The following is a 12,157-nucleotide window of genomic DNA, read 5'->3' as shown; positions in this document are numbered from 1 at the left end:
CGAAGAAGGCGATGCCCTGCGGCATCGCCTTCGCCTGCGGCCAGGGTGTGCGCGTCAGTAGCGCAGCAGCACCGAACCCCAGGTGAAACCGCCGCCGAAGGCCTCCAGCAACAGCAGTTGTCCGCGCTGCACGCGACCGGAACGCACTGCCGTATCCAGCGCCAGCGGCACCGACCCGGACGACGTGTTGCCATGCTTGTCGACGGTCACGATCACCTGGTCCATCGACATGTCCAGGCGCTTGGCAGTGGCTTCGATGATGCGCAGATTGGCCTGGTGGGGAATAAGCCAGTCCAGGTCGTGCTTGTCCAGCCCATTGGCATCGAGCGTCTCGTCGACCACGCTGTCCAGCGCCTTGACGGCGTACTTGAACACGTCGTTGCCCTTCATCTCGATGCGGATGCCGTTGTTCGGCTCGTCGGCCTTGAAACCGGTCGACACACCGACCGGATTCCACAGCAATTCCTTCTTGCTGCCATCCGCGTGCAGGTGGGTGCTGAGGATGCCGGTTTCGCCATCGGCCTTGAGCACGGCCGCACCGGCGCCATCGCCGAACAGCACGCAGGTGGTGCGCTCGGTCCAGTCGACGATGCGGCTGAGTGTTTCGGTGCCGATGACGAGCGCGGTCTTCGCATCGCCGCAGCGGATGAACTTCTCCGCCACGCTCAACGCGTAGATGAAGCCGGAGCACGCGGCATTGACGTCCATCGCGGCGCAGCCGGTCGCGCCGAGGCGCGCCTGGATCAGGCAGGCGGTGGACGGGAATATGAGGTCTGGGGTGGTGGTGCCGACGACAATCAGGTCAATCTCGGAAGCATCGACGCCCGCGGCTTCGAGCGCGCGCAGCGCAGCCTGGTAACCCAGGTCGCCGGCCGTCTCGCCTTCGGCGGCGATGTGCCGCTCGCGGATGCCGGTGCGGGACTGGATCCACTCGTCGCTGGTATCGACCAGTTTCGAGAGGTCCTCGTTGGTCAGCACCTTTTCAGGCAGATAGCTGCCCGTTCCGGCGATGCGCGCGTAAATGCGCCCCTTGTTGCCCGGCTCGCTCATGCACGCCCCCATTGCCGGCCCGGATGCGGGCCCTGGTAGTCATCGATCATGCGGAAAGCGCGCCCTGCGCGAGGGCGCGCCGCACGGATCAATCTTCCTCGACCGCCGAGGTCTTGGTGGCGATGACCTTCTTGCCGCGGTAGTAGCCGTCGGCGGTCACGTGGTGGCGCAGGTGGATCTCGCCCGTGGTCGGGTCGGTCGACAGCTGCTTGGCGGTCAGCGCGTCGTGCGAACGACGCTGGCCACGACGGGACGGGGTGACGCGGGATTTCTGCACAGCCATGGGATTGCTCCAGCTCTTGTATCTGTTGGTGAACCGTATGGTTCGTGTTGCCAGACCGCGGTAGCGGCTAGTCTTTCTTCAGCGAGGCCAGCGCCGCGAACGGGCTGACCCTCGCCACCTCTTCTTCGTCCGCCGCCCACTCGCGCTCCACCGCGTCGGACGCAGGATCCACCGCCACCACCGGCACGGCGAGGACCAGTTCGTCCTCCACCAGGTCGGCGGGGCGCAGCATGCCGTCTTCGGGCACCAGCAGCGCTTCGTAGTCGGGCGGCAGCGCGGCTTCTTCCTCTTCGCTGCGCACCAGACCCAACCGCTGCTTCAGCGACACCGGCAACACGAAGCGCTGCAGGCTACGCTGGCACACCAGCGGAAGGCCGGCCTCGATCTGCAATTCCAGGTACGGGACCCGCAATGCGTCGTGGTCGAATTCCACCGTGTAGCGAACGTCGCCCTCGGTGTCGGCCAACAGGCCTTGCAGGCGCGTCATGGCGGACAACGGCAGGCGGCCTTCGAAGCTGCGCCGGTTCGCGACCATGCGCCACGCATCGAGCAGCTCGGGCATATTCGCGGACATAAGCCGCTGAATGTTAAGGATCGAATACCGAACTGTCAAACCACCCCTGGTGGCGAGGATGGCTTGCCGCCGGCCATGCCGGCGGGCAGACTCCCCGCCCCGTCCCCCTGCCGGTGCCCCATGCCACTGCTGCTCGCCTCCACCTCCCGCTACCGGCGCGAACTGCTGGAACGACTGCGCCTGCCCCTGCACATCGCGCGGCCGGAGGTGGACGAGACACCCGGGGCGACGGAATCCGTGCCCGCGATGGCCGCCCGCCTGGCCCGCGCCAAGGCGGATGCCATCGCCCGACAGCACCCCGGCAGCTGGGTCATCGGCGCCGACCAGGCGGCGGAGCTGGATGGACACCCCCTGGGAAAGCCGGGCCACCGGGAGGCCGCCATCGCCCAGCTGACGGCCATGTCGGGGCGACAGGTGCGCTTCCATACGGCCGTCTGCCTGGTGCGCGACGACCACGTCCTGGAGGTCCAGGACATCACAACGGTCCGCTTCCGCGACCTCGCCGAAGCGGAAATCGAGCGGTACGTGGATGTCGAGCAGCCGTTCGACTGCGCCGGCAGCTTCAAGTCGGAGGGGCTGGGGATCACCCTGTTCGAGGCCATCGAATCGACCGATCCCACGGCGCTGGTCGGCCTGCCGCTGATCGCCCTTTCACGGATGCTGCGCGAGGCCGGCTTCGACCTGCCCTGATCCGGCCGACCGTCAGCGGATATCGACCGGTTGCTCTGCCCCGGTTTCGACGCTTCCGTCGCCGCCGGTCACGCGCAACCCCAACCAATGCCGGCCCGCCGGCATGTCGCCGGCATCGACATCGGCCCTGAACTGGACCACCGGCATTCGCGGGTCACGCGACGCCCCCTTGAGGAACGTGCGCAACCAATCATTCGCGCCCGCCTGCGTGGTCTCGGCGACCGCGCGACCATCCAGCAGCACTTCCACCTTCGCGACACCGACCACATCCTTCACCGCCCAGCCACCCACGGCGAATCGACGCCCGACACGCTCGCCGGCCGAAGGGACATCGATGTTGGCGACCACGGGCGTGATGCATTCGCCCTGCGCACGTACCGCAGGCAGCGCGAACAACAGGAACCGGCGTGCGCCGTGGTCGATGTTCACCTCCTGCGGCGCCGGCAAGGGACCAACGACCCCGCAGAGATACTGGTAATGCGCGAGCAGGGCGCTGAACTTGACGTCCGTCGCGCCGACGACCAGCAAGGTGGGCGCTTCGCGTGACCCGTCATGCTGCAGGCCCCAGAGCTGGAGTTGCGGCGCTCGACCATGCTTGCGGTTCAACGGATGGTCGAGCACCGGGATGTCCGCGTCGTCCAGCGCGAAACCCAGCGCTGCACCGGTCTTGAAATTGTCGGCGAGCAGCACGGTGCCCTCGGGCATCCTTGCGCGCGTGGCGCGCACCTCCGCGGCCAAGCGGTCCCAACCCGCGAAGTTTTCCGGGTAGTACTTGCTGCCGGCGGACTCTACGCGCACCCCGGGCAACGAGACTGCGAGGTAGTACGCCATCATCGACAGGGTGCCGAGCGCCGTGATGCTCCACGTCGCGCGCCGCCACGCCGGCGTCCACTCCTGCAACAACAGCGGCACCACGACAAGCAGCGCCAGGTAGCCCGGCAACGGCCAATGGAAGCTGACCCGCTCGTTGTCGGCGAAGAAACCCAGCACGAAGAATCCCAGCGTCGACACCGCACCCAGCAGCGCGAAGTAGCGCCACGCCGTGCCGGCGCCTGCCCCACCACGGACGCCCCGCAGGCAAACCACGAGCATGGCGCAGAACAGCAATGGCGTGGCCATCGCGGCCTGCACGAGGAGGAAACGGAACCCGTCTCCGTGGAAGCGCCATGGGTGACGGTCGAGCAACTGGAAGCGCAGGCCGGCGTCGGCATACTCGAGATTCCAGGCCAGCAGTGGCGCCCAAGCGATCACGCCCGCCGCCAGCGCAACCCACACCCGTGCATCGCGCAGTACCTTGCGTCCTTCCGGCAACCAGAGCAGCGCGAGCAGACCCACGCCTATCACGCCGACGAACCGGTAATGACTGAGCGCCCCCAGCATCAGGCCGAGCGCCAGCTCGGTCGCCGACATCGCATCGACCTGGCGCAGCAGGCGCGCGCCGGCATCCGCGCAAAGCACCGTTGCGAGCGCCATCGGCACATCCGGCAACGCGAGCAGCCCCAGCGTGGCGGAGAGCGGCATCAGCACCGTCAGGGTTGCCGCCTGCCAGCCGATGGCCGGCCCGAACCAGTGCGCCGCAGTGCGGGCCACCCACCAGGGGACCAAGGCTGCGATCAGCAGGAAGGCGGCGCGCACGGCGAGCACGTGGTGGCCTCCCAGTTCCGTACCCAGTCGCGTCAGCCATGCCGTCAACCCGGGCAGATCGGAATAGGCCGCCGCGAGGTGCCGCCCTTCCTGCCAGTAGAACGCCTCATCGACGAACAGCGGCAGGCGAGCGGCGATCGCGACCTTGACGACCGTCACGATTGCCCACACGGCAAGGAACCATCGGCGCGCGCGTTGTTCTTCGTCCATCTCGCTACACTGCCCTCAACCCACGATCGGAAACCGAGAGCGCGATGTCCGCCATCCCCAGCACCCGCCCTATGCTATCCGAAGGCCTCGCCGACGCCCTCACCCGCGCGCAGGCCCAGGTCAACTCGCTGGTGCTCGGCAAGTCGCACGAAGTACGGCTGGCTTTCGTGGCCTTGCTGTCGGACGGCCACCTGCTGATCGAAGACCTGCCGGGCCTAGGCAAGACCACGCTGGCCCATGCACTGGCGGCCACGCTCGGGCTGGCTTTCCAGCGGGTGCAGTTCACGTCGGACCTGTTGCCGGCCGACGTACTGGGCGTGTCGGTGTACGACGCGCAGGCACGCGCCTTCAGCTTCCATCCGGGGCCTGTCTTCACCAACGTGCTGCTGGCGGACGAGATCAATCGCGCACCGCCCCGCACGCAGAGCGCCCTGCTCGAGGCGATGGCCGAGCATCAGGTCACGCTGGACGGCGTGACGCATGCGCTGCCTGCACCCTTTTTCGTGATCGCCACGCAGAATCCGGTCGACCTCTCCGGCACGTATCCCTTGCCGGATTCGCAGCTGGACCGGTTCCTGCTGCGGCTGGCGCTGGGCTATCCCAGCGCAGAGTCGGAACGCGCGCTGCTGGCCGGCAGCGACCGCCGCATGCTGATCGCACAGGCGATGCCCCTGCTGTCCTCGGACGACGTGATGGCGCTGCGCCGGGCCGTTGCGGACGTACATGCCAGTGACGCCCTGATCGACTACGTGCAGGCGCTGCTCACGCGCAGCCGCCAGCATCCGGGGGTACGCGTAGGCCTGTCGCCCCGCGCCGGCATCGCGCTGCTGCGCGCGGCGCGCGCGTACGCGCTGCTGCTCGGACGCATGCACGTGTTGCCGGACGATGTGCAGGCCCTGTTCGCCGCGGTCGCAGCGCATCGCCTGGTACCCGAGGCGGAAGCGGCATCGGCGGGTGCACTGGCCAAGGCGATCCTGCACGCGGTGCCGGTGGATTGAGCATGGCGCTCTCCCTGATCCGTCGATTCGCGCGTCTGGCGCGGCCACGGCGACCGGAGTCGTTGCCCGTCGTGCTCGAGCGCAGGCGCATCTACGTGCTTCCCACGCCGTTCGGACTGTTCTTCGCCACCCTGGTGAGCGCGATGATCCTGGGTGCGCTGAATTACAACAACAACCCGGCACTGCTGCTCGCATTGCTGCTCGCTGCCACCGCGATGGCCAGCCTGATCTTCGCCCACCTTCAACTCGCCGGCCTGCACATCGATGCCTTGTCGGCTGATCCTGTCCCGGTCGGCACGCCCCTGCGCCTGCACGTCGCGCTCGCATCACGCGACGCGCGCGTGCGCCACGGGCTACGCATCGATGCGTGCGGCCACCCTGCGTTCACGTCGTTGCCGGCGTCCGACGGCACCGTGGTCGAAGTGGTACTTCCGACGGAACGGCGCGGCTGGTTCGATGTCGACCGCGTGCGCATCTCCACCACGCAGCCGCTGGGTCTCGCCAGGGCGTGGGCATGGGTATGGCCCGACTCGCCGTTGCTGGTGTATCCCGCCGCGGAAGTACAAGGCCCGCCGCTACCGCCTGCGGACAAGGGCGGCACCAAGGCCAGGCTGGATCTGGCGGGCGAGGATGTGCACCAGTTGCGCAACTATCGCGCGGGCGATGCCCGGCGTGCCATTGCCTGGAAACCGTCCGCGCGTCGCGACCAGTTGCTCGTTCGCGACTACGAACGGCCACTGGGGCGCGCCGTGGAACTCGACTGGGACGCGTTGACGATGCTTGGACACGAAATGCGCATCCAGCGACTCGCGCACTGGGTCGAATGCGCCGAACGCGAGGGCCTCCGCTACCGCCTGCGGCTGCCCGGCCAACCTGCGCTGGGCCCGGCGGACGGTCCCGCGCACCGCCACGCCTGCCTGCGCGCCCTGGCGCTGCTTCCGCATGAAGCCCGCTGACGTCCCCACGCTGGACGCACTCAGTCGCCAGTGGACGCTGGCCGCCGCGGGCGCCTGCCTGCTGCCATTGCTTGTCCAGCTGCCGACGACGCTGGCGTTCGGTATCGGGGCCACGGGTGTCGTGCTGGCGCTGGCGTCATGGCGTCGCCCCCTGCATGGCCTGCTGAGGGCATTGATGGCGCTGGCGTTGTTCGCGGCGGTGATGTCGGTGACCGGCATGCAGTTCGGACGCGATACCGGGTGCGCGCTGCTCGCCGGCATGCTGGCGCTCAAGCCTACCGAGACCCGCACGCTGCGCGACAATCGCAGCCTGCTGGGCTTTTCGCTGTTCGCACCGTTCGCCGCGTTCCTCCTCGACCAGGGACCATTGAGCATGGCGCTGGGCCTCGCCAGCGTGCTGGGTGCCTTGGTCGCGCTGCATCGACTCGCCGATGCCGAGGCCGTATCGCTGGCCGGCCTGTCGCGCCCGCTGCACCAGGTTCGCGAAATCGGAAAACTGGTGGCCATCGGCGTGCCGCTGGTGATGGCGGCCTTCTGGTTGTTCCCGCGCTTTCCGTCGCCATTGTGGGGCGTACCTGAGCGGGCCCTGTCGAAGCCGGGCCTCAGCGACGACATGTCGCCCGGCAGCTACCTGGACCTCATCGCCGACGAGGCGCCCGCGCTGCGCGTGCAGTTCTTCGGCGCCACGCCTCCCACGAGCCAGATGTACTGGCGTGGCCCGGTGCTGACGGACTTCGATGGCCGCACCTGGACGCGTCGCGATGCGCCCCCTGCCCTGCCGCCGGCCGATACGGCGCGCGCCGCACTCAACTGGGATTACCAGATGGACGTGGAGCCCAGCGACCGTCGCGACCTGGTGGCGCTCGACCTTCCGAACGCGACACCCGATGGCGTGTGGATGGCCCGCGACTACAGCATGGCGACGCGCACGCCGCTCAGCTCGCTGACACGGTGGCGCCTGCAGTCATCACTTCCGACGCGGTTCGAAGCCGACCTGTCGGTATCGCGACGCGCCCAGGCCCTGCAGCTGCCGCCGGGCTTCAATCCGCGCACCCGCGCACTGGGTGCGCAATGGCGCCGCGATGCGGGCGCCAACGATGCAGCGATCGTCGCGCGCGCGCTCCAGTGGATACGGTCCGACTTCGCCTACACGCTGGACACGCCATTTCCCGGCCGCGACACCGTCGACGAATTCCTCTTCGACCAACAGCAAGGGTTCTGCGAGCACTTCAGTTCGTCGTTCGTGTTCCTGATGCGGTCGGCGGGCATCCCAGCGCGCGTAGTCACCGGCTATGCGGGCGGCAAGTACAACGCATTGGGAAAGTACTGGATCGTCCGCAACCTGGATGCCCATGCGTGGGCAGAAGTGTGGATCCCCGGGCGAGGCTGGGTGAGGGTAGATCCCACCGCCGCCGTTGCGCCCGAGCGCATCTATGACACGATCGAAGACCGACTGGGGGCCGGCGGCGCCATGGGCAACCTGATCGGCATCGAGGACCTCGGCCAGGTCGGCGACTGGTTGCGCCGGGGCTGGAACGACCTGGTGCTGGGTTTCGACGCCAAGCGGCAATCACGCCTGCTGGAGCGTCTCGGCGCCAAGCAACTGGGCAGCAGTGAGTTGACGGCACTGTTCGGGGTTTTTGCAATGGGGGCCATGGCCTGGATGGGCTGGCTGCTGGCCCGGGGCGAGCGGCAACGGGATCCCTTGTTGCGCGCTTGGCATGCGCTCAGCCGACGCTACGCGCGCCTTGGCCTGGGACGAGAGCCTCATGAAAGTCCTGCGGCGTGGGCCCGCCGTGCGGCCGCCGGTCGCCCCCGCACGGCGAATCGGCTGCTTTCACTCAGCCAGCGTTTCGCTGCAGCGCGCTACGCTCCGGAGCAGGGAGACCACCGGGCACTGATCGAAGACCTGCGCCGGCACCGCCCATAACCCGCTGGAGACTGGCCATGAACCTTCGTTTCGCCGTCGTCGTCGCAGCCGCTGCGCTGCTTTCCGCGTGCGCCACCGCACCCAAGCCCCTGCAGGGCAGCTTCACCCCGGTCAATCCGCGCGATTCCGTGGGCGCGCCGCAGGTCGGCGCCCCGGTCCGATGGGGCGGACGCATCATCAGCACGACGCCCGGACAGAATTCCACCTGCTTCCAGCTCGTCTCCAGGCCGCTCAACGCCACGGGCCGGCCGATGTCGACGGCGCCCGACGCCACCGATGGCCGCTTCATCGCCTGCCGTGCCGGGTTCTACGACCCCGCCGTGTTTGCCGAAGGGCGCGAAGTGACCTTCGTCGGCAAGATCGAGGGCTACGAAAGCACCCGCATCGGCGACTACGACTACCAGTTGCCCCGCGTGGCCGCCGACGTGGTCTACCTGTGGCCGGAAGTGCGCGAAGTCGAGGTTGTCCGCCCCTATCCCTACTACGATCCGTTCTGGGGCCCGCGCTGGGGCCGCTGGGGTTGGTGGTAAGCGAGACCTGGCGCGATCCACGCAAAAAAGCCGCTCATCGAGCGGCTTTTTTCATGGGGCCTGTATGCGCAAGCGCTCACGCGGATGTTCCGAATCGTCCCAGCGGCGCTCCCGCCAGCAGGTGCAGATGGATGTGGAACACGGTCTGTCCGGCGTTTTCGCGGCAGTTCATCACGATGCGGTAGCCATCCTGCGCGAATCCCTCGCTGCGCGCGTAATCCGCGGCAGCCATCGCGAGCTTGCCCATCAGGTGCGCCTGTTCCGGGCGCAGGTCGTCCAGCGTGGGTATCGCTTCGTTCTTCGGAATGAAAAGCACGTGCACCGGCGCCTGCGGCCCGATGTCCTTGAAACCCAGCACCTCGTCGTCTTCATAGACGATGGTGGCCGGAATCTCGCGGCGGATGATCTTGGCGAAGATGGTGTCGGTCATGGCGGTACGGCTCTCCGTGCGTGAAATCAGGTCATCTCGCTGCGGCCGCCGAACGCATGAGCCAGCGTGCCGCGGTCGACGTACTCCAGTTCCCCCCCCAGCGGCACACCATGGGCCAGGCGACTGGGACGCACGCCCTGCTGCCGCGCCAGCTGCGCAAGGTAGTGGGCGGTCGCTTCGCCTTCGACGGTCGGGTTGGTGGCGATGATCAGTTCGCTCACCTCCCCCGCTGCGAGGCGCGCGGACAGCGCATCCAGCCCAAGCTCGCGCGGTCCGACACCATCCAGCGGCGACAGACGCCCGTGCAGGACGAAGTACACCCCGCGATAGCCGGTGGCCTGCTCGATGGCGAGGCGATCGGATGGCGATTCCACGATGCACAGCTGGTGGCGGTCGCGGCTGCCGCTCGCGCAGAGCGTGCAGATCGCGCCCTCGGTGAAATCGCGGCACTGCTCGCAGTGGCCGATCTGGTCGAGCGCTTCGGCCAGGACGCCGGCCAGGCGCCGGCCACCGTCCCGCTCCCGGTCGAGCAGGTGGTACGCCATGCGCTGCGCGGTCTTCTGCCCGACACCGGGCAGGACGCGCAACGCTTCGATGAGCTGTTCGAGCAGCGGGCTGGACATGTCGTTCCGGGACAGCGCAGGCGCGCCGCCGTCAACCGATCGGGATCGCGGTCAGAACGGCATCTTCATGCCGGGCGGCAGCGGCATGCCGGCCGTGGCGGCGCCCATGCGCGACTTCGATTCCGCGTCGACCTTGTTGGACGCATCGTTGAAGGCGGCGGCGATCAGGTCCTCCAGCATTTCCGCGTCCGACATCAGCGACGGATCGATGCGGACCTTGCGGCATTCCTTGGCGCCGGTCAGCGTCACGCTGACCATGCCGCCCCCGGCATTGCCGGTGACTTCCAGCTTGGCGAGTTCTTCCTGGGCGCGCTGCAGGTTCTCCTGCATCTTCTGCGCCTGCTGCATCAGTTGGGCGATGTTTCCACGCATGTCGTGATCACTCTTCGTAAGGTCGGATGGAGTCCGGAACGAGCCGGGCGCCATGCTGCTGCATCAGCTGGCGCACGTCCGGATGGTTCATGAAGGTCGATTCGGCGACGTTCTGGCGTTCGTCGCGCTGCCGGTGGCTGCGCTGCTTCAGCGTCTCGCTTGCCGACGCGGCCGCCGCGAATGCCAGCCTCGGCGCCACCCCATAGCGGCTGGCGATGGCCTCACCGAGTTCGCCGAGGGTACGTTCCGATCGCAGGTAGTCGAAGCCGCTGTCTAGCGCGAGGGTCAGCGTACCGTCCGCATATCCGGCGAAGGCGACGTTGTCGACCAGTTGCTTGCCCACGCCCTTCAGGCCGCAGGTGCCGGCGAAATGCAGCCAGGTCTCCGCGTCGGTGATGCCGATGCCGGCCGGCATCGTCGATGCGACAGGTGCTGCTGCCGCAGGTTCGTCGGCGACACGCCAGGGCGGCGCGTCGTCCACCATGGCGCGTGCCGGGCTCGGGCTGGGAGGCGCGGGACGCTCTTCACGGGCCATCTGCTGCGGTGGCATGACCGGCTCCGGCGTCGCGGGCGCCGTGCGCATCGCGGGCGAAGGACTGGCGGCGGGCGGCGGCGCATTCGGGATGGGCGCCTGCACCACCGGTGCGCGCGCCTCACCCCGCATTTCGCCCGCCTGCGCCGGGCGGAACGCCAGCATGCGCAGGAGGCTCATTTCGAATCCGGCCCGACCGCTGGGCGCCACATGCAGGTCGCGGCGACCGTTGATGGCCATCTGGTACCACAACTGCACGACCTCCGGACGCAGCTGGCCTGCGAAGGCATCGACGTCGATCCCTTCCGCCTCCACGCTGGCCGAGGGCACCAACTGCCTCACCTGGATGCGGTGCAAGGCCTCCGCCACCGCATCCAGCACGCCGGCCCAATCCGGCGAAAACTCCGCCAACCGCGCCACCACCTGCAACAGGGTTTCGCCATCGCCCTGCGCGAGTGCCGCCAGCATGGCATTCACCTGGGTGCGATCCACCGTGCCGAGCATGGTGCGCACGCCCTCGTCGCGCAGGGCACCGCCGGCATACGCGATGGCCTGGTCCAGCAGCGACAGGCCATCGCGCAGCGAGCCATCGGCTGCGCGCGCGAGTTGGGCGATGGCGCTCGCATCGGAGTCGATCGCCTCGGCGCTGAGGATCCTGGTCATCTGCCCGCGGATCTGCTCCTCGTCCAGGCGCTTGAGGTTGAACTGCAGGCAGCGCGACAGCACGGTGACCGGCAGTTTCTGCGGATCCGTGGTGGCCAGCAGGAACTTCACATGCCCGGGCGGCTCCTCCAGCGTCTTCAGCAGCGCATTGAACGCGGCCTTCGACAGCATGTGGACTTCGTCGATCAGGTACACCTTGAACTTGCCACGCGACGGCATGTACTGCGCGTTCTCGATCACTTCGCGCACGTCGTCCACGCCGGTGTTGGACGCGGCGTCGATCTCCAGCAGGTCGATGTAGCGGCCGGCGTCGATGTCCAGGCAGGCCGGGCACTGGCCGCAAGGATCGGCGCTGGTGCCCTTCTCGCAGTTCAGCGATTTGGCGAAGATGCGGGCAATGGTGGTCTTGCCCACGCCGCGCGTACCGGTGAACAGGAACGCGTGGTGGACGCGGCCGCTGTCCAGTGCATTGGTCAACGCGCGGACCACGTGCTCCTGGCCCACCAACTCGGCGAAACGCTTGGGACGCCACTTGCGGGCGAGGACGAGGTAGGACATGCCGACATTGTGCCACGCTCCGCCAGCCGCCCCTCCGCCCCGCGACCATTCCACGGCTTAGCTTGTGGCGCCCCCCCTGCCAAGGCTAGAATTCACGCCCCTGAAAGCAGCCTA

Annotated in this window: 13 protein-coding genes; 5 read left to right on the top strand and 8 right to left on the bottom strand. The window is 68.1% G+C overall.

Annotated features, from left to right (window positions below):
* Positions 1-54 precede the first annotated feature (54 nt).
* The 3 genes from ACSQ19_RS14170 to ACSQ19_RS14160 form a co-directional block, all read right to left on the bottom strand.
* Entirely contained in the window at positions 55-1,050 is a 996-nt protein-coding gene (locus ACSQ19_RS14170; protein ID WP_299341756.1) for a beta-ketoacyl-ACP synthase III, read from the bottom strand.
* A gap of 88 nt (positions 1,051-1,138) precedes the next feature.
* Positions 1,139-1,333 (bottom strand): 50S ribosomal protein L32, encoded by a 195-nt coding sequence (gene rpmF / locus ACSQ19_RS14165; RefSeq protein ID WP_162336389.1) that lies wholly within the window; start codon positions 1,331-1,333, stop codon positions 1,139-1,141.
* A 67-nt stretch (positions 1,334-1,400) separates the two neighbouring features.
* Positions 1,401-1,907 (bottom strand): YceD family protein, encoded by a 507-nt coding sequence (locus ACSQ19_RS14160; RefSeq protein ID WP_296280118.1) that lies wholly within the window; start codon positions 1,905-1,907, stop codon positions 1,401-1,403.
* A 120-nt stretch (positions 1,908-2,027) separates the two neighbouring features.
* On the opposite strand from ACSQ19_RS14160, the gene ACSQ19_RS14155 reads away from it, so the two are divergent.
* Positions 2,028-2,597, top strand: coding sequence for a Maf family protein (locus tag ACSQ19_RS14155; protein ID WP_435997822.1), 570 nt, complete (start codon positions 2,028-2,030; stop codon positions 2,595-2,597).
* 12 nt (positions 2,598-2,609) lie between these two features.
* On the opposite strand, the gene ACSQ19_RS14150 is transcribed toward ACSQ19_RS14155, so the two are convergent.
* Entirely contained in the window at positions 2,610-4,451 is a 1,842-nt protein-coding gene (locus ACSQ19_RS14150; protein WP_435997820.1) for an ArnT family glycosyltransferase, read from the bottom strand.
* A 44-nt stretch (positions 4,452-4,495) separates the two neighbouring features.
* Here ACSQ19_RS14150 and ACSQ19_RS14145 point away from each other — a divergent pair, with 44 nt between their 5' ends.
* Genes ACSQ19_RS14145 through ACSQ19_RS14130 form a run of 4 tightly spaced genes read left to right on the top strand, consistent with a single transcriptional unit; the run spans position 4,496 to position 8,865 of the window.
* The gene (locus ACSQ19_RS14145) at positions 4,496-5,449 is read left to right on the top strand and encodes an AAA family ATPase (protein WP_435997818.1); all 954 of its coding nucleotides are present in this window, start codon (positions 4,496-4,498) and stop codon (positions 5,447-5,449) included.
* A gap of 2 nt (positions 5,450-5,451) precedes the next feature.
* Complete coding sequence (locus ACSQ19_RS14140; RefSeq protein WP_299341745.1) at positions 5,452-6,405, top strand: DUF58 domain-containing protein; 954 nt, start codon at positions 5,452-5,454, stop codon at positions 6,403-6,405.
* Positions 6,392-8,335, top strand: a complete 1,944-nt coding sequence (locus ACSQ19_RS14135) for a transglutaminaseTgpA domain-containing protein (protein ID WP_435997816.1) — start codon at positions 6,392-6,394, stop codon at positions 8,333-8,335. Before ACSQ19_RS14140 ends, ACSQ19_RS14135 begins: the two co-directional genes overlap by 14 nt.
* Positions 8,336-8,352: 17 nt before the next feature.
* Positions 8,353-8,865, top strand: a complete 513-nt coding sequence (locus ACSQ19_RS14130; protein WP_435997814.1) for a Slp family lipoprotein — start codon at positions 8,353-8,355, stop codon at positions 8,863-8,865.
* A gap of 76 nt (positions 8,866-8,941) precedes the next feature.
* On the opposite strand, the gene ACSQ19_RS14125 is transcribed toward ACSQ19_RS14130, so the two are convergent.
* From ACSQ19_RS14125 to dnaX, 4 genes are read right to left on the bottom strand one after another with little or no spacing between them, the layout of a single operon-like run.
* Positions 8,942-9,295, bottom strand: coding sequence for a histidine triad nucleotide-binding protein (locus ACSQ19_RS14125; RefSeq protein WP_435997812.1), 354 nt, complete (start codon positions 9,293-9,295; stop codon positions 8,942-8,944).
* Positions 9,296-9,321: 26 nt separating this feature from the next.
* A complete protein-coding gene (gene recR / locus ACSQ19_RS14120) occupies positions 9,322-9,918 on the bottom strand; it encodes a recombination mediator RecR (protein ID WP_296280103.1) in 597 nt (198 codons plus the stop codon).
* Between the two features lie 51 nt (positions 9,919-9,969).
* Positions 9,970-10,290, bottom strand: coding sequence for a YbaB/EbfC family nucleoid-associated protein (locus tag ACSQ19_RS14115; protein ID WP_296280101.1), 321 nt, complete (start codon positions 10,288-10,290; stop codon positions 9,970-9,972).
* A 7-nt stretch (positions 10,291-10,297) separates the two neighbouring features.
* Positions 10,298-12,043, bottom strand: a complete 1,746-nt coding sequence (gene dnaX, locus ACSQ19_RS14110; protein WP_435997809.1) for a DNA polymerase III subunit gamma/tau — start codon at positions 12,041-12,043, stop codon at positions 10,298-10,300.
* Positions 12,044-12,157 lie beyond the last annotated feature (114 nt).

Source organism: Pseudoxanthomonas sp. LjRoot127, assembly GCF_964253495.1.
GTDB lineage: Bacteria > Pseudomonadota > Gammaproteobacteria > Xanthomonadales > Xanthomonadaceae > Pseudoxanthomonas_A.
This window is presented reverse-complemented; position numbering and strand designations above follow the sequence as displayed.

What these genes read in the sequence shown, in the direction of transcription:
- ACSQ19_RS14125 (WP_435997812.1), bottom strand. Translation starts at nt 9,295, where the DNA reads ATGACCGACACCATCTTCGCCAAGATCATCCGCCGCGAGATTCCGGCC.
- ACSQ19_RS14145 (WP_435997818.1), top strand. Translation starts at nt 4,496, where the DNA reads ATGTCCGCCATCCCCAGCACCCGCCCTATGCTATCCGAAGGCCTCGCC.
- ACSQ19_RS14150 (WP_435997820.1), bottom strand. Translation starts at nt 4,451, where the DNA reads ATGGACGAAGAACAACGCGCGCGCCGATGGTTCCTTGCCGTGTGGGCA.
- ACSQ19_RS14130 (WP_435997814.1), top strand. Translation starts at nt 8,353, where the DNA reads ATGAACCTTCGTTTCGCCGTCGTCGTCGCAGCCGCTGCGCTGCTTTCC.
- recR (WP_296280103.1), bottom strand. Translation starts at nt 9,918, where the DNA reads ATGTCCAGCCCGCTGCTCGAACAGCTCATCGAAGCGTTGCGCGTCCTG.
- rpmF (WP_162336389.1), bottom strand. Translation starts at nt 1,333, where the DNA reads ATGGCTGTGCAGAAATCCCGCGTCACCCCGTCCCGTCGTGGCCAGCGT.
- ACSQ19_RS14155 (WP_435997822.1), top strand. Translation starts at nt 2,028, where the DNA reads ATGCCACTGCTGCTCGCCTCCACCTCCCGCTACCGGCGCGAACTGCTG.
- ACSQ19_RS14140 (WP_299341745.1), top strand. Translation starts at nt 5,452, where the DNA reads ATGGCGCTCTCCCTGATCCGTCGATTCGCGCGTCTGGCGCGGCCACGG.
- dnaX (WP_435997809.1), bottom strand. Translation starts at nt 12,043, where the DNA reads ATGTCCTACCTCGTCCTCGCCCGCAAGTGGCGTCCCAAGCGTTTCGCC.
- ACSQ19_RS14135 (WP_435997816.1), top strand. Translation starts at nt 6,392, where the DNA reads ATGAAGCCCGCTGACGTCCCCACGCTGGACGCACTCAGTCGCCAGTGG.
- ACSQ19_RS14170 (WP_299341756.1), bottom strand. Translation starts at nt 1,050, where the DNA reads ATGAGCGAGCCGGGCAACAAGGGGCGCATTTACGCGCGCATCGCCGGA.
- ACSQ19_RS14160 (WP_296280118.1), bottom strand. Translation starts at nt 1,907, where the DNA reads ATGTCCGCGAATATGCCCGAGCTGCTCGATGCGTGGCGCATGGTCGCG.
- ACSQ19_RS14115 (WP_296280101.1), bottom strand. Translation starts at nt 10,290, where the DNA reads ATGCGTGGAAACATCGCCCAACTGATGCAGCAGGCGCAGAAGATGCAG.